General features: G+C 63.7%; 14 protein-coding genes. 10 read left to right on the forward strand and 4 right to left on the reverse strand.

The features are described 5' to 3' along the window. Positions 1–325: 325 nt before the first annotated feature. A complete protein-coding gene (gene proC, locus J7I86_RS06420; RefSeq protein ID WP_214817686.1) occupies positions 326–1,156 on the forward strand; it encodes a pyrroline-5-carboxylate reductase in 831 nt (276 codons plus the stop codon). Positions 1,157–1,162: 6 nt separating this feature from the next. Here proC and J7I86_RS06425 read toward each other — a convergent pair whose 3' ends face one another. Both J7I86_RS06425 and J7I86_RS06430 read right to left on the reverse strand, forming a co-directional pair. Continuing rightward, entirely contained in the window at positions 1,163–1,801 is a 639-nt protein-coding gene (locus J7I86_RS06425; RefSeq protein ID WP_011775951.1) for a TrkA family potassium uptake protein, read from the reverse strand. A gap of 40 nt (positions 1,802–1,841) precedes the next feature. Continuing rightward, entirely contained in the window at positions 1,842–3,275 is a 1,434-nt protein-coding gene (locus J7I86_RS06430) for a TrkH family potassium uptake protein (protein WP_214817689.1), read from the reverse strand. 102 nt (positions 3,276–3,377) lie between these two features. On the opposite strand from J7I86_RS06430, the gene J7I86_RS06435 reads away from it, so the two are divergent. From J7I86_RS06435 to gdhA, 3 genes are all read left to right on the forward strand, one after another. Continuing rightward, on the forward strand, positions 3,378–4,604 hold the full coding sequence (locus tag J7I86_RS06435) for an acetoin utilization protein AcuC (protein ID WP_214817692.1): 1,227 nt from the start codon (positions 3,378–3,380) through the stop codon (positions 4,602–4,604). Between the two features lie 122 nt (positions 4,605–4,726). Further along, positions 4,727–5,332 (forward strand): helix-turn-helix transcriptional regulator, encoded by a 606-nt coding sequence (locus J7I86_RS06440; RefSeq protein ID WP_214817702.1) that lies wholly within the window; start codon positions 4,727–4,729, stop codon positions 5,330–5,332. A 207-nt stretch (positions 5,333–5,539) separates the two neighbouring features. Then, on the forward strand, positions 5,540–6,877 hold the full coding sequence (gene gdhA / locus J7I86_RS06445) for an NADP-specific glutamate dehydrogenase (RefSeq protein ID WP_214817704.1): 1,338 nt from the start codon (positions 5,540–5,542) through the stop codon (positions 6,875–6,877). A 75-nt stretch (positions 6,878–6,952) separates the two neighbouring features. Here gdhA and J7I86_RS06450 read toward each other — a convergent pair whose 3' ends face one another. Beyond that, a complete protein-coding gene (locus J7I86_RS06450) occupies positions 6,953–8,284 on the reverse strand; it encodes an alpha-hydroxy acid oxidase (protein WP_286179439.1) in 1,332 nt (443 codons plus the stop codon). Positions 8,285–8,374: 90 nt separating this feature from the next. On the opposite strand from J7I86_RS06450, the gene J7I86_RS06455 reads away from it, so the two are divergent. Further along, positions 8,375–9,073 carry a FadR/GntR family transcriptional regulator gene (locus J7I86_RS06455; protein WP_214817707.1) on the forward strand — a complete coding sequence of 233 codons (699 nt, stop codon included), beginning with the start codon at positions 8,375–8,377 and terminating at the stop codon, positions 9,071–9,073. Positions 9,074–9,141: 68 nt separating this feature from the next. Here the strand turns inward: J7I86_RS06455 and J7I86_RS06460 are convergent, their stop codons facing one another. Next, positions 9,142–10,170, reverse strand: a complete 1,029-nt coding sequence (locus J7I86_RS06460) for a LacI family DNA-binding transcriptional regulator (RefSeq protein WP_214817708.1) — start codon at positions 10,168–10,170, stop codon at positions 9,142–9,144. A 181-nt stretch (positions 10,171–10,351) separates the two neighbouring features. Here J7I86_RS06460 and J7I86_RS06465 point away from each other — a divergent pair, with 181 nt between their 5' ends. The 5 genes from J7I86_RS06465 to J7I86_RS06485 are packed head-to-tail and all read left to right on the forward strand — an operon-like array spanning position 10,352 to position 16,305. Continuing rightward, positions 10,352–11,764 (forward strand): Gfo/Idh/MocA family protein, encoded by a 1,413-nt coding sequence (locus J7I86_RS06465; RefSeq protein WP_214817711.1) that lies wholly within the window; start codon positions 10,352–10,354, stop codon positions 11,762–11,764. A 30-nt stretch (positions 11,765–11,794) separates the two neighbouring features. Further along, entirely contained in the window at positions 11,795–12,793 is a 999-nt protein-coding gene (locus tag J7I86_RS06470) for an NAD(P)-dependent oxidoreductase (protein WP_214817715.1), read from the forward strand. Next, positions 12,790–13,695: a 5-dehydro-4-deoxyglucarate dehydratase gene (locus J7I86_RS06475; RefSeq protein WP_214817718.1), complete on the forward strand. Its 906-nt coding sequence runs from the start codon at positions 12,790–12,792 to the stop codon at positions 13,693–13,695. Before J7I86_RS06470 ends, J7I86_RS06475 begins: the two co-directional genes overlap by 4 nt. Further along, complete coding sequence (locus J7I86_RS06480) at positions 13,695–14,873, forward strand: mandelate racemase/muconate lactonizing enzyme family protein (RefSeq protein WP_214817721.1); 1,179 nt, start codon at positions 13,695–13,697, stop codon at positions 14,871–14,873. The genes J7I86_RS06475 and J7I86_RS06480 overlap by 1 nt, the downstream gene beginning before the upstream one ends. Continuing rightward, positions 14,854–16,305, forward strand: coding sequence for an aldehyde dehydrogenase (NADP(+)) (locus J7I86_RS06485; RefSeq protein WP_214817723.1), 1,452 nt, complete (start codon positions 14,854–14,856; stop codon positions 16,303–16,305). The genes J7I86_RS06480 and J7I86_RS06485 overlap by 20 nt, the downstream gene beginning before the upstream one ends. Positions 16,306–16,337: the final 32 nt, after the last annotated feature.

The following is a 16,337-nucleotide window of genomic DNA, read 5'->3' on the forward strand; positions in this document are numbered from 1 at the left end:
ACCTAACTTCCAACCTCGAAAGTCCTGCGCTTGTTCGTTCGGCCCGCCCTACAAAGGTGGGCTGGGCCAACAAGCGCGGGACCAGGGCGGTACGCCGCGTTTAAAAGCGAAAGCACCGGCGGCCGAATCGGGAAATGGGGAAAACCCGCCCGGCCACCGGTGCTGCTGGCGGACATCCCCATGCCCGCCTTCATCACTCGCACCCTCAATGAGGTAACTACTAAGTTACGGACCAAGAATGAGTGCTGCCTGCATTAACCTTGGGAGCAAGCTGTGAATCCGGAATCCGTTAGACCCGTCCACGGCCAACTGCAATGATGGAGCCATGAGCAACCGAATCGCATTCCTTGGCTGTGGGTCCATGAACGAGGCAATCTTGGGAGGCCTTGTTGCCGCCGGGACGAACCCTTCGGACATCGTCGCTACCGTCCGCCGTGCAGAACGGGCTGATGAATTGGCCCAGCGCCATGGAGTCATGGCCATTGCAGGCGAGGAAGAGCCGGACAACAACAAGTTGGCCACAAAGGGCTCCAGCATGGTCATCCTGGGCGTCAAGCCGGTAGGCATTCTGGACCTGGCCCGGGAGATCAGCCCCGCACTGGCGAAGGACACTATTGTTGTCAGCGTCGCGGCGGCAGTCTCTATCGCCCAGCTCGAAGCGGCGCTGCCGGACGGGCAGCCGGTGATCCGCACCATGCCCAACACACCTGCACGGCTGGGCCGCGGCGTCATCTCAGTCTCCCCGGGTACCCATTGCACGCCTGAACAGCTCGAAAAGGCCAAGAAAGCATTGGCCGGAGCCGGCACTGTGGTGGAGATTCCTGAAGACCAGGTTGATGCGCTCTCCGCTATCAGCGGTTCCGGCCCGGCCTACGCGTTCTACCTGGCCGAGGCCATGGCTGCGGCCGGCGTCGAGCTTGGCCTGGACCAGGAGCTGTCCGTGATGCTTGCCCGTGAAACTGTTGCGGGCGCCGGTTTCATGCTGGCCGAACCGGGTGCGGACCCCTCCGCCCTGCGCATTGCCGTCACCAGCCCCAACGGCACCACCGAGCGGGCCATCATGGCCTTCGACGACGGCGGCATCCCCAAGATCATTGCGGACGGCGCGCGCGCGGCAGCAGCCCGTGCGGCAGAAATCACCAAACAGCTCGGCTGACCGGAGCTACGGCCGAGCCGCGAAGCGCTCCAACAAGTCCACGTGTCCGGACACGATCAACATGTCGTGGCCGGACACTTTGGTTTCCGGCCTGGCGTAGGTGAAGTCCTCGCCCGGGGTCTTCACACCTACGATTGTCACGCCATACTTTGAGCGGACCTTCGATTCCTCCAAGGTGAAGCCCACCGTTTCCTTGGGCGGGTACATCTTGACGATCGCGTAGTCGTCGTCAAACTCGATGAAGTCCAGCATTCGCCCGGACACCAGGTGGGCTGCGCGGACACCGGCGTCGGCTTCCGGGTAGATCACGTGGTTGGCGCCGATCCGGGTGAGGATCTTGCCGTGCGAGGGCGTGATGGCCTTGACCCAGAGGTGTTGGATACCCAGGTCCACCAGGTTCACGGTGATGAGTACCGAGGATTCAATGGACGTACCAACACCCACCACCGCTGAGCTGAATTCCTGGGCACCTAGCTGGCGCAGCGCATCAATATTGGTGGCATCGGCTTCCACCACATGCGTGAGCACAGGCGCCCATTTCTGGACGAGGGTGCGGTCGCGCTCAATGGCCAGGACTTCACGGCCCTGCTTGACCAGTTGCTCAGCGGTGGCGGATCCGAACCGGCCGAGGCCAATGACCAGCACTGGTGAGTTGTGGGCGGGGCGGTTTGCTGCCCCTGTGCTACTAGCCAATGATTGGCCTCTCTTCCGGGTAGTGGTAAAGCTGGCTGCGTTGGCGCAGTGCCAACCCGGCCGCCAGGGTTACGGTGCCCACGCGGCCGGCGAACATCAGCGCGGTCAGGACATAAACGCCCGACGGCGGCAGCTCGGCACTGAGGTTGGTGCTCAGTCCCACGGTGGCGAAGGCGGAAATCGATTCGAAGAGCACCCGGTCCAGTGAGGCGCCGCTGATGGAGAGCAGCAGGAATGCCGCCACTGACACCAAGGTGGCTCCGGCCACGATCACGGAGATGGCCACGCGCATGGTGCCTTGGGGAATGGTGCGTCCGTAGACCTTCACGTCGGCGTCGCCGCGTGCTTCGGCCATGATGGCCAGGAACATGACCGCGATGGTTGTTACTTTGATGCCGCCGGCCGTGGACGCGGAGCCGCCACCGGCAAACATGAGGGCATCGGTGAGGAGCATGGTGGTGGATTCCATGTGGTTTTGATCCACCAGGTTAAAGCCGCCGGAACGGGTCATGACGGAGGCGAACAAGGAATGGATAACTTTATCGCCCATGTCCATGTGGGCGATGGTCCGCACGTTGTCCCACTCCATCAACGCCCACAGGACCGTGCCTGCCGCGAGCAGGATGAAGGAGACCTGGATGGTGAGCTTGGTGTGGAGGTTCCACTTTTTCCAGTTGAGCCCGTTTTGCTGCAGCACCATCACCACGGGGAAGCCCAGGCTGCCGAGGAAGACGCCCAACATGAGCGGAATGAGGATCCAGAGATCGGTCTCGTACGGGACGATGCCATCCGAATGCGGCGTGAATCCAGCGTTGTTGAACGCGGAAATCGAATAAAAGACGCCGTGCCACACGGATTGCCAGAAGCTCTCGCCCAGCACCATGAAGCGGGGAATCAGCACTACGGCCAGGGCGGCCTCGATCACCACCGAGGTCACGATGACGATCCGGAGCAGGGTACCTACCTCGCCAAGCCTGCCGGCGTTGTTCATGGCTTCCTGGGCGATGAGTTTGCCGCGCACACCCAGCCGTTTGCTGACCATGAGGGCCAGCAGGGAGGCCAAGGTCAGCGTGCCGAGGCCACCAACGAAGATGCCTACCAAGATGACCAGCTGGCCGAAGAAGGTCCAGTGCGTGGCGGTTGAAACCACTGTCAGTCCAGTGACGCAGACGGCGGAGACTGCCGTGAACATCGCCTGATACAAGGGAGTCACCGTGCCTGCCGTGGAAGCGGCGGGCAAGGACAGCAACCCGGTGAAAACCAGGATCACCACGGCAAAAACGGTCAACGCCAAACGCGCCGGTGATGTGTTGGCAATGTTGTCGACGAAGTCGCGCACGCGCGTGAAGATCCAGAGACCTTCCCGCTCCTGCTGGTTGGGTTGCCAGTTGGTCGGGCTCGTGGACCGCGACTGGCTTTGAGACATGGCGCTCTTCCTCGGTTGAACAAGCTTTCCTGAGTAGTAAACCACTATTCCCGCGGCGTAACCGGGCGGAAGGGTACTCGGGGCTCAGGTAGCCTGTTCTGGATGAACTCACGGCTTGGAACAACAGCTTCCAGCATTACGCGGTCCGCACTGCCAACGACGGTGGTGTGGGATCCAGCCATGACTGCTTACAACTTTGGTCCGGGTCATCCCATGGCGCCGCAGCGGCTTGAGCTGACAGCGCGGCTGGCCGAATCCCTGGGCCTCTTCAACCACAACCATGTTGCCGTCCAGGCACCCACGGTAGCCACCGACGTCGAACTTTTTTCCGTGCATAGCCGCGAATATGTGGAGGCCGTGCGCCGGGTCAGTGCTGACCCCTCGGCTCCGGAGGAGGACCGCGGCCTGGGAACCGAGGACGATCCCGCGTTCGCCGGCATGCACGAGGCAAGTGCCCGCCTGGCCGGCGGTTCGCTGGTGGCGGCTGAGACCATCCTGAGCGGTCAGGCCGTCCGAGCTGTGAACTTCAGCGGCGGAATGCATCACGCCGCGCGCGAGCGGGCCAGCGGCTTTTGTGTTTACAACGACGTCGCCCTGGCCATCCAGCGTCTGCTCGACGGCGGCGTGCAACGGGTGGTGAGCATCGACGTCGACGCGCACCACGGCGACGGTACGCAGAGCATTTTCTGGAACGACCCCCGTGTCATGACCATCAGCCTGCACGAATCGGGCCTCACCCTTTTTCCCGGGACCGGCTTTGCCAATGAAACCGGCGGCCCGAATTCCCTTGGAACTGCGGTCAACGTCGCGCTCCCTGCGTACACGGGGGATGCGGCCTGGTTGCGGGCTTTCCATGCGGTGGTGCCTCAGCTTGTTGGGGCGTTCCAACCAGAAGTAATTGTTAGTCAACACGGGTGCGACTCCCACCGTGACGACCCCCTGACGCACCTGAACCTCAGCGTTGACGGGCAGCGTGAGGCGGCCTCCGCCGTCGCCGGCCTTGCCGCCCGCTACTGCGACAACCGTTGGATCGCTACCGGCGGGGGCGGCTATGACGTCACCGGTGTTGTTCCCAGGGCCTGGAGCCATCTGATCGGGATGGTGACCCAGCGCCCGGTGCCGCTGCGCACCCCGGTGCCGGAAGCGTGGCGGACGTATGTGAGGGAAACGTACGGAGTGGGGGCACCGGAGTCGATGGGCGATGACGTGGACGTCTGGTGGCGCTCCTGGGAGGTGGGTTACGATCCCGCGGACGAGGTTGACCGGACCGTCATTGCCACGCGCAAAGAGATCTTCCCCCTCTACGGCCTGGATCCTTGGTTCGACTGAGCGTTCCTTGGTTCGACTGACCGTTCCGTGATTCGGCTAGGCGTCAGCTGATGGGCCTGGTGTGTCAGTAGCGCCACGAAACAGGGATGCCAATTGGCGTATATGTCGCTAGGGTGGGAGGCATGGTGACTGACGACGTATTTGCCGTCATAGCTGAGGCAACCAGGCGCGACATCCTGGTCTCCCTCCGCTCTGGGGATAAAGCTGTAGGCGAATTGGTGGAAGAACTGGCTGCGAGCCAGCCCACTATCTCCAAGCACTTGAAGGTGCTCCGTGAGGCGGATCTCGTCAGCATGCGCGCTCAGGGACAGAAGCGCTTCTATGCCCTGAATGCCAAGCCACTGGCCGGCGTAGCCAGCTGGCTGGAAACGTTCGACGTCGGCACCCCGGCGCCCGCCGTCGTCGCACCTTCCGAAGTACCAGCCGCCGGTGCAGTACCCGCCGATGCTGTACCCGGCAAAGCAGTACCCGCCGCAGAGGCACCTGCCGCTGAGCCCGCCGTCGCCGCTGCTCCCGTTCCGGAGGTCCCGGCCACTCGTGCGGACGCCGTAGGCCAGGCTGTGAAGGTCCACGCGAGCGGAACCCCGGTCTCCTTGGATCCCTCCTCGGACGATACTGTGCCCCAGCAGATCGGCCGCACGGTTGGCCGTGCTGCCACTAAGGCCGCTGATCTTCTGGCGAATCTCCCCAACCTGCCCAACCTCCCCAAGTTCGGCCGTAAGCGATAGTTGAACCCAACTTAACGTGATCCTTATCACATTGTGAGTTTTTGTTAATCGCTGGTTTCCTTGAGTTTTCAACGATTTTCTACAGTTGTGTTAACTCCGCGTGGCGGGTCACATTGGCCCTGGATGGAGATCCCATATCCCTCGGTGCAACCATGAGCGGGACTGATCGTCTCGCCGCTGGCCGGCGCACTGAGGATAGGAAGACGCATGGATTCAAGGCTCGAAGCTGTCCGCGACACTGTGTTGGCGCGGAACCCGGGGGAGAAGGAATTCCACCAAGCCGTTACCGAGGTCTTCGAAAGCCTCGGCCCTGTACACGATCGTCATCCTGAATTCCTCGAAGGCGCAGTCCTCGAACGCCTGTGCGAACCCGAGCGCCAGATCATCTTCCGCGTACCTTGGACCGATGACGCCGGCCGCGTCCACGTAAACCGCGGCTTCCGGGTGGAGTTCAACTCCGCCCTTGGCCCGTACAAGGGCGGGCTCCGCTTCCACCCCTCGGTGTATCTGGGAATCGTGAAGTTCCTCGGCTTCGAGCAGATCTTCAAGAACGCGCTCACCGGCATGCCCATTGGTGGCGGCAAGGGCGGCTCGGACTTCGATCCCCGCGGGCGTTCCAATGCTGAAATCATGCGCTTCTGCCAGTCCTTCATGACCGAGTTGTACCGCCACATCGGCGAGTACACCGATGTCCCTGCCGGCGATATTGGAGTGGGCGGCCGCGAGATCGGCTATCTCTTTGGCCAGTACAAGCGCATCACCAACCGCTATGAATCCGGAGTCCTTACGGGCAAGGGCATCTCGTGGGGCGGTTCACTGGTTCGTCCCGAGGCCACCGGTTACGGCACGGTGATCTTCGCCCAGGAAATGCTCAAGACCCGTGGACAGTCCTTCGACGGGCAGCGCGTTGTGGTCTCAGGCTCGGGCAACGTGGCTATCCATGCGATCGCCAAAGCCCAGGCCCTCGGGGCCAATGTTGTGGCTTGCTCGGACTCTGCCGGTTACATTGTGGACGAGGCCGGGATCGACGTCGCCCTTCTGAGCCAGATCAAGGAAGTGGAGCGCGGGCGTCTCACTGAGTACGCCGCGCGCCGGCCGGGAGCCAGCCATGTTTCCGGCGGTTCGGTGTGGGACGTCAACGGCACGGTGGCCCTGCCTTGCGCCACGCAGAACGAGCTCGACGGCGATGCTGCGGCCAAATTGGTCAGCAACGGCCTGATCGCGGTCGCTGAGGGTGCCAATATGCCTTCCACCCGCTCAGCTGTTTCGGTCTTCCAGGAGGCAGGGATCCTCTTTGGGCCGGGCAAGGCAGCCAACGCCGGTGGTGTTGCTACCTCTGCGCTGGAAATGCAGCAGAACGCCAGCCGAGACTCGTGGTCCTTCGAGCACACGGAGCAGCGCCTCACGGAGATCATGGTGGGCATTCATGACCGCTGCGCCGAAACTGCCGACGAATACGGTGCGCCCGGAAACTACGTGGTGGGTGCCAACATTGGTGGTTTCGTCAAGGTTGCCGACGCCATGCTGGCGCAGGGCCTGATCTAGCCCCTCCTCACCCAACTACGTCGCAGATCAAGCCGTTTGAGCGTCCGGAACGGCTTGATCTGCTACTTACATGGGTCAGCGCTGGAGCAGCCGCACGTGGTCCGGGTTCAGATCCGCCACCTTGCTGACGCCCAGCAGTGCCATGGTACGGGTCATGTCTTTCTCCAGGATCTGGATGGTGCGGTCCACGCCTTCGCGCCCACCGGCCATGAGGCCGTAGAGGTAGGCGCGGCCGATCAGAGCGAAGTCTGCGCCCAAGGCAAGTGCGGCCACGATGTCCGCGCCGCTCATGATGCCCGTGTCCAGCATGACCGCTGCCTTGCTGTTGTCCGCCTGCAAGGCCGAGGTGACCTCGGGCAGCAGGTGGAACGGGATGGGTGCGCGGTCCAGCTGGCGGCCGCCGTGGTTGGACAGGATGATGCCATCGGCGCCGTGGTCCACTACCTTGCGGGCGTCTTCCACGGTCTGGATGCCCTTGACCACCAGCTTGCCCTTCCAGGTTTCGCGGAGCCAGTCCAGGTCCTCGTAGGTCAGGGTGGGGTCGAACATTGAGTTGATGAGATCTGCCACGGTACCGGTGTAGCGCGAGAGTGAGGCGAACGTCAGGGGCTCGTGGGTGAGGAAGTTGAACCACCAGGCCGGACGGTATGAGGCGTCCAGGACGGTCTTGATGGTCAGTGCCGGCGGGATGGTCATGCCGTTACGGACATCCCGGAGGCGGGCGCCGGCTACTGCCGTGTCCACGGTGACCATCAGGGTGTCGTTGCCGGCCTTGGCGGCCCGTTCGATCAGTTCGAGGGAGCGGGCGCGGTCCGTCCAGAGGTACAGCTGGAACCAGTTGCGGCCGTTCGGAGCGGCGGTGGCCACGTCTTCGATCGACGCAGTGCCCATGGTGGAGAGGGTGTAGGGAATGCCTGCGGCTTCAGCGGCCTGCGAACCGGCGTATTCGCCCTCGGACTGCATCATGCGTGTGAAACCCGTGGGTGCAATACCGAACGGGAGGCGTGATTCCTTGCCCAGAATGTCCGTGCGGAGATCGATCGCGGAGACGTCGCGCAGGATGCCCGGGCGGAACTCGATGTCCTGGAACGCCTGGCGCGCGCGGCGCAGCGTGATCTCCTCTTCGGCAGCGCCGTCCGTGTAGTCGAAGGGTGCCTGCGGGGTGCGGCGCTTGGCCATGTCCCGCAGTTCCCAGATGGTGCTGGCGCGCTTGAGTCGTGCAGTTTTGCTGAATTCCGGCTTTTTGAACTGCATGAGCGGGGCCAGGTCCGAAACCTTGGGAACGCGGCGCTTCAGTGCCGGCGGAAGCACGACGGCGGGCGTCGGCTGCTGCGGGCGGGATACGTTCTGATCGCTGCCGGCATTGGCGGGCTCGGCGGTGATCTTGGGATCGAGGGTGTCGGTCATGCGGTTCTCCCTTGAATTCTGTGGTCCTGCCACTGTGGTCTAACCACACTGTAATCCATGTGGTTGGACCACATCAACTAGTATTCCGTTATGCGCACCCACGAGTTGGTCCTGCAATGGATCGAGAAGCAGTTGTCCGACGGAGACCTCGCCTTGGGCGGCCGGCTACCGGGGGAGCGTGCCATGGCCGAGCAGCTGAAGGTTTCCCGAACCTCCGTGCGGGAGGCTGTCAGGATCCTCGAGGCCATGGGGGTGGTCCGAGCCGGGGTGGGCTCGGGGAAGGACGCCGGCACAGTGGTGATCGCCGAACCCGGCTCTGCCCTTGGTTCCACCCTTCGTTTGCACGTGGCTACGCGCCATCTGCCCGTGGCGGACATCGTTGAGACCCGCGTGCTGCTGGAATCCTGGGCTGCCGAACGCGCTCATGTTGGCGTCCCGGCGTTGGAGGAAGCCGCGGAGCTGCTGGATCAGATGGATGCAGCGCCGGACATCGACACCTTCCTGGCCCTCGACGCCCGTTTTCATGTGGCCTTGGCCCAGGCGGCGGGGAACTCGGTGGTGAGTGCCATGATGGCATCGCTCCGGGGCGCGATCGAGAACTATGCGGGTGAGCTCACGGGAAATCTCCCCGACTGGGATACAACCTGTGCCAGGCTTCGCGCTGAACATCGTGCCATTCTCACCGCTGTGAATAATAACGACGGCGGCAAGGCAGCTGAGCTTGTTGCCGCGCACATTCAGGGCTTCTACAAAGAGGCCGGAGTGGGCTCGGATCACTCGCCAAACTAAAGCAACGCGGGGTCACTTATGGCCCCCTAAAACCCTCTGAAGGGGCCATAAGTGACCCCGCGTTGCGCCTAGGCGGGCGTAAGGGCAGGTGCCGCGGTGCTCTTGCGGATCTCAACCCTGGGTGAGAATTCGTCCTGCGCTTGGGTGGCGGCTTCGCCAGCTTGCTGAATCTGCTCCCGCATCCTCCGCCAGGCCAGGCTTCCAAGCTCGTTGATGGGCACCGCTGCCGTGGTCAACGGGGGAGTGGTGTATTTGGCGAACGGGATGTCGTCAAAGCCGGTCACGGAGATATCCTCCGGGACGCGGATGCCACGCTCGTGCAGTCCGCTGAGCAGCCCCATGGCCACGAGGTCGTTGAAGGCCAAAATTCCGGTGGCACCACTGGAAATGATGGCCTCGGTGGATTCGTGGCCGGAGTCGAAGTTGGAGCCCCCGTGGAGCATCTGCAGCTCGATTTCCGGGTGTTCCTTGCGGAATTGGTCCAGCCCCACCAGTCGCTGGCGGTTGGACGCACTGTGCTCGGGGCCGGAGAGGAACACCAGGCGGCGGTGACCCAGTGTCACCAGGTGCTGTGCCAGTTCCTGGATGCCCTGTCCGTAGTCCACGCTCAGGCTCGGAGTGTTGGTGGCAACGGTGGTGCGGTTGATCAGCACCAGCGGGTGCAGGGTGGGGGCTAGCTCTTCCAACTCGGCGTCGCTCATGCGGGGAGCGCAGAGCACCACACCATCGCAGCGCCGCCTGGCCTCCCCCGCGAGGATGGCTTCCTCGCTGGTAACTTCCGAGGAATCAGCGATGAGGACGCGGTACCCGTCCTGGGCCGCAGCGATGCTGAGTCCGCGGAGGATGGCCTGGAAGGTGGGGTTGGCGAGGTCCGGAACCACGATCCCGATGGTGTCTGTCTTGCCGAGTGCGAGGCTGCGCCCCACCGGATTGGGCTGGTACTTCAACTCGACAGCGGCGGCTCGAACCCGTGCCGCAATGCCGGGGTCCACAGCGGCATTGCCGTTCATGACGCGTGACACGGTGGCGTGCGAGACGCCCGCCTTCTCTGCGACATCGGCAATGCCAACGCGCCTGTTGGTGTTCCTGCGTGCCATGTGGCCCCTTCCCATTGCTCGCCTCCCGCATGCTCCGTCGTTGGAGCAGTGGTTGACGTGACCACCAGAGTCTTGATACAAAGCTTATAACGCTCTGAGAAAACGCTTTCTCATAATTCTTCCCATACGAAGCCGGGCCGTCAAGCGGTTCACTCCTGCCTTTCTGAAAGGGGCATCCCCCATGGTCAACGTCGACTCAGCCGAGACCCAGACCGAATCTGCCGAAACGACCATCCAGCCCCAAGACCCCCAGCGGACCCGTATAGCACTGATCGGAACCGGTGGCCGCTCGGAAATGTACATCCGGGCCATTTACGGGCAGCACGCGGACGTTGCTGAACTCATTGCGCTCTCCGACGTCAATCAGGGCCGTGTGGACTTCTACCAGGACCTGATCAAGGAACTCGGCGGAACAGGGCCGGTGGCTTCTTTCGCACCTGGCGAGCTGGCCGGCTTCATCCAGTCCAACGGTATCGAGCGCCTCATCGTCACGACGCCCGACTACACCCACGCGGACTACATCGTTGAAGCGCTGGAGGCGGGTGCCGACGTCGTGGTTGAAAAGCCACTGACCATTGATGTGGAGGGCTGCCGCCGCATCACCGAAGCCGTGGCGAAGACCGGCAAAAATGTGGTGGTGACGTTCAACTACCGCTACTCGCCGCGTAACACTGCGCTCAAGGAAATCATCCAGAACGGCGTGATCGGCAAGGTAACGTCAGTGGACTTCAGCTGGGTACTGGATACTGTGCACGGCGCTGACTACTTCCGCCGTTGGCACCGTGAAAAGAAGAACTCCGGTGGCCTGCTCATCCACAAGGCTTCCCACCACTTCGACCTCGTCAACTGGTGGATCAACGATGTCCCGGAGCGTGTTTTCGCGTCCGGTGGATTGCGCTTCTATGGCGACAAGAACGCTGCCGAGCGAGGCCTGGGAGCCCGTCCGGAACGCGGCACCGTGGACGGCCTTGAGCACGATCCGTTCCGTCTGGACATGCGCGAGGACGAGCGCCTGAAGGCTCTGTACTTGGATAACGAGAAGTTCGATGGCTACATCCGGGACCAGGACGTCTTCACCGAGGGCATCACCATTGAAGACAACCTCGCGCTTGTAGTGGACTACCAGGGCGGCTCCACCCTGAGCTACTCCCTGAACGCCCACAGCCCGTGGGAAGGCTACCGCGTCACCGTCAACGGCACCGAGGGCCGGGCCGAGCTTGAAGTAGTGGAACGTGCCGCCGTCGAAACAAGCACCGATAAGAAGACCGTGGTGGACCCGAGCGCTACTCCCATCGAGGAAGAGGACGCCGTACGCCGCAACGGCGAGCGCCTGGTGGTTCAGCGCCACTGGGAAGCCGCCTACGAAGTTCCGATCGTCAACGGTGAAGGCGGCCATGGCGGCGGCGACAACCTGCTCCTTTCGGACCTTTTCAACGGCCCGGGTGTTGATCCGCTGGGCCGTCCGTCCGGCTATATCGACGGCCTTCGTTCGGTCTCGGTGGGCATCGCGGGAAACAAGTCCTTGGATACCGATCTTCCCGTCCGCATCAGTGAGCTTGGCCTCGGCGTCGATCTCAGCCGCGGCCAGGCGTGACCGTCCCACTACCCGAGCAAGGAAAAGACCATGAGCAGGATTTTTGTCACCGGCGGTACCGGTCGGCTCGGCCGCAGCGTAGTGGCCGGCCTCGCCGAGGGGGGGCACAAAGTGATCTCTGTTGACCGTGATGCCATTCCGGCGGAACAGCTGCCGGCGGGGGCGGAGCAGCACACCGCTGATCTTCTGGCGCCGCGGGAAGCGGAGCGGCTCATCCGGGAAACAGCGCCCGACGCCGTCATCCACCTCGCTGCTATTGCCGTACCTTTCAGCGCACCCGAGGATGTCATTTTCAGCACGAACACCCGGCTCGCCTATGCGGTGGTCAGCGCGGCCACCGACGCCGGTGTTCCGAAGATCGTGACGGCGTCCAGCCCCACCGCCCTGGGCTATGGCTCACCGGCCGGGTGGCTGCCGCCGTCGTTCCCTCTGGACGAGCAGACGCCGCCCAAGCCGTGGAACGCGTACGCGTTGTCCAAGCTGATTGCAGAGCAGACCGTGCAGATGTTCGCTTCCGCGCAGGGCACCAAAGTCCGGTACGCGGCGTTCCGTCCGTGCTACGTGATCTCCCCGGAGGAGTGGGAAGGTGCGCTGACGCAGCAGGGGCATACGGTCCGTGAGCGGCTGCAGGATCCGGCTCTCTCCGCGCCCGCTCTGTTCAACTACGTGGACGCGCGGGATGTTGCTGACTTCCTGGATGTGTTGCTGGAGAAGATGGATTCCATCCCCAACGGCGAGGTGTTCTTCGTCGGCGCGAAGGATGCTTTGGCTACTGCACCGCTGGCTGAACTGTTCCCGCGGTTCCTGCCCGCCAGCGCACCCCTCACCAAACACCTCACCGGCACCAGCCCGGCATTTTCCATCGACAAGGCCTGTGAGCTCCTCGGCTGGGAGCCGAAGCGCACCTGGCGCACTGAACTTACGCCGCCATTCGAGGGCGAAGACACAGCATCAAGCGAACAAGCAGCACTCAATGAAGAGATCCACGTCGGCCTGGTCCCGGCGGGAGCAACCAAGGAGACACCATGAACTTCGACGGCGTACTGTTTTTCCCCGTCACCCCCTTCGCCGAAGACGGCACCGTAGATGTGACGTTGCTGAAGGAGCACATCACTTCCCGGCTTCCGTTCGGCCCGGGCGGTGTGTTCCCCGCATGCGGCACCGGCGAATTCCATGCGCTCTCACTGGATGAGGTCCGAACCGTGGTGACTGCCGCCGTCGAGGCTGTTGCGGGAGCCGTGCCTGTGGTCTCCGGTGCCGGCGGACCTTTGGGCCATGCGATCGCGGCGGCGAAGGCGGCTGAGGAAGCCGGCGCGGATGCCCTTCTGGTGCTCCCGCCGTATCTGGTGACCGGTCCCACCGACGGTGTGGTGGCTTACGTCGAGGCAATTGCCGCCGCGAGCAGCCTGCCGGTCATCGTGTATCACCGCGGCACCGCAAAGTTCACCGCCGAGGCGATTACCCGCCTCACCGCAAACCCGAAGGTTGTTGGCTTCAAGGACGGAATCGGCGACGTCGGTCTGGCCCAGGAGATCGTCTCCGCGATCAACGCCAGCGGTCGCACCGACTTCGCGCTCTTCAATGGCCTGCTGACGGCCGAACTGACCCAGGGCGCGTACCGTGGGCTCGGCATTCCCCTGTATTCCTCTGCTGCGTTCGCCATGGCCCCGGAGATCGCCAAGGCGTACTACGACGCGTACGTCTCAGGTGATGAACAGCGCCGTCACGCCCTGCTTGAAGGGTTCTACGCTCCGCTGGTCCGGCTCCGCGACCAGACGCCGGGCTTCGGTGTCTCCCTCATCAAGGCCGGGCTGCGCCTCGCTGGCTTGCCCGTTGGCCCGGTTCGTCCGCCCCTGGTGGACCCGTCCGAGGAACAACTGCTGGAGCTCAAGTCCATCCTGGCCAAGGGCCACGAGTTGGCCGGAAGCTGATGCCGGCCCGCATTACGGGCCTCACCACCCGGCTGATCACGGTGCCGCTGCTGCGCAGCTGGGGTGCTGAGGCGCCAGAGAACCACGTCATTGTCACCGAACTAACCACCGACGACGGCGGCACGGGCCACGGTTTCTCGTGGACACCCACCATTGGTCCCCAAGCAGTGAAGGCTCTCCTGGAGCATGACATCGCGCCGTTCATCCTGGGTTTGGAAGCCAATCCGGACATCGTGTGGGATCAGCTCTGGAAGCGGCTGCACGAGGCTGGCGGGGGAGGCCTCACCACCATTGCCATGGCGGGGGTGGACCTGGCCCTGTGGGACCTGAAGGCGAGGCAGGCGGGCACGTCCGTCACAGGACTTCTTGGCCAGCGCCACGAGTCCGTGGAGGTCTATGGTTCCGGCGTAAACCTGCATTACAGCCTGGATCAGCTCGTGGAGCAGGCCCGGCGGTGGGTTGCGGCCGGGCATAATGCCGTGAAGATCAAGGTGGGCAAACCGGAGCTCCGGGAAGATGCCGAACGCGTTGCCGCTGTCCGGCAAGTCATTGGCCCTGATCGCTTGCTCATGATTGACGCCAACCAGCGCTGGGACCTCGCCCATACCTTCCGTGCCCTTGATGTTTTGGGGGAGTACGGACTGGAATGGTTGGAAGAACCCCTCCGCGCCGATGACCTCCGGGCCTACCGGCGCCTACGCAAGCACTCGCCTGTGCCCATCGCCCTTGGGGAGAACGTCCACACCATCTACCGGTTCCGCGACTTCATCGAAGCCGAAGCCGTGGACATCATCCAGCCCAACATTGTCCGTGTGGGTGGCATTACCCCGTTCCGCAGGATCGTGGAGTTGGCCCGCGCCAACAGCATCAGGGTGGCACCGCACCTCCTCCCTGAACTCTCCGGGCAGCTGGCTCTCACCCTTGCCGAGGCCGTGAGCGTGGAGGACGTGGAAGATGCTTCCTTCGAGCAACTAGGCATCCTGGCCGGACCCTCCCCGGTGAAGATCAGCATCAGTACTGGCAGAAGCCGGCTGAGCAGCACAGACCGCCCGGGTCTGGGCTTCGAATTCAGCGGAAATCCGGCACAACTGCCCACCCGGACCGCATCTGAGGGCGCCGCCCCTGAAAGCGCCGTTCCCGAGAGTAAAGGAAACCGCATTGAGTACAGCAACTCTTGACCTGACAGCCATCACCGCAGCAGCCACGGAAGCAGCCAAGGCGACCTCAGTAGCGTCTGACGCCGAGCGCGCGGCCTGGCTGAACGCCGTCGCCGATGCCTTGGACGCCAACGTCACTGAACTGGTGGCGATCGCCGATTCCGAGACGAGCCTGGGCACTGTCCGGCTCACGGGTGAGGTGGCACGGACCAGTGGCCAGCTGCGGCTTTTCGCCAACGTGATCACCGAGGGCTCGTACCTGGAGGCCGTCATTGACCACGCTGACCCGACGACCACCCCGCCCAAGCCCGACCTGCGCCGCATCCTGCGTCCTATTGGCCCGGTAGCGGTGTTCTCGGCGTCGAACTTCCCATTCGCTTTCTCCGTAGCCGGTGGCGATACCGCGTCCGCGTTGGCGGTGGGTTGCCCGGTAGTAGTCAAAGCTCACTCGGGACATATCCGGCTCTCTGAGCGCACCGCCGAGATCGTCACCGAAGCGCTGGCCAAAGCCGGAGCCCCGGAAGGGATCTTCGCCTTGGTCAGCGGGCGTGAGGCCGGTACCGCACTGGTTCAGAATCCTGCCATCAAGGCCGTCGGCTTCACCGGCTCCATTCCGGGCGGACGCGCTTTGTTCGATCTCGCGGCCTCCCGCCCCGAACCCATCCCGTTCTACGGAGAGCTCGGCAGCCTGAACCCCGTGGTCATCACGGCGGATGCCTTGGCCGAGCGTGGCCAGCAGCTCGCCGCGGGACTGGCAGGCTCCTTCACTATGGGTGCCGGCCAGTTCTGCACCAAGCCAGGTCTCGTGTTCATCCCGGCTGGCACGGACTTCGCATCACACCTGGCTGAGGCCAGCAAGGACAAGCCCACCGCTGCCATGCTCACCGAACGCATCGCCGCGGCCTACCCGGACGGGCTCCGGAACGTGGCAGACCAGCCGGGCGTCGCCGTCGTCAGTGGCACGGTGCAGCAGGACAGCTTGGCTGATGGCGCCGCGCCCGTGGTCTTCTCCACCAGTGCTGCCAACGTGCTGGAACGCCCCGAGGAATTGTTGGAGGAGTGCTTCGGCCCCACCACCTTGCTCATCGAATACGCTAACCAGAACGAACTCTCCGCGGCCCTGGCGAAGGTTCCGGGCAGCCTGACGGGCACGGTGCACGCACAGCCGGGTGAGGACGTTTCCGAGCTCGTGGAGCAGCTCAGCGGCCTTGCAGGCAGGGTGCTCTTCGACGGCTGGCCCACAGGAGTTGCCGTGAACTGGGCCCAGCAGCACGGTGGCCCGTACCCGGCCACGACGTCCCTGTTCACCTCCGTGGGTGCCACCGCGGTACGCCGATTCCAGCGCCCGGTGGCTTACCAGGACGCCCCGGAGACTGTGCTGCACCCGGCGCTGCATGACGCCAACCCGCTGGGCATCCCCCGGCGCGTGGACGGCGTCCTGACACTGGGCTAAGCCACCCGCGCGTTGGGTAGCCGCGCACGAAA

Origin of the sequence: Arthrobacter sp. ISL-95 (genome assembly GCF_018613695.1) — a bacterium.
Classification (GTDB): domain Bacteria; phylum Actinomycetota; class Actinomycetes; order Actinomycetales; family Micrococcaceae; genus Arthrobacter.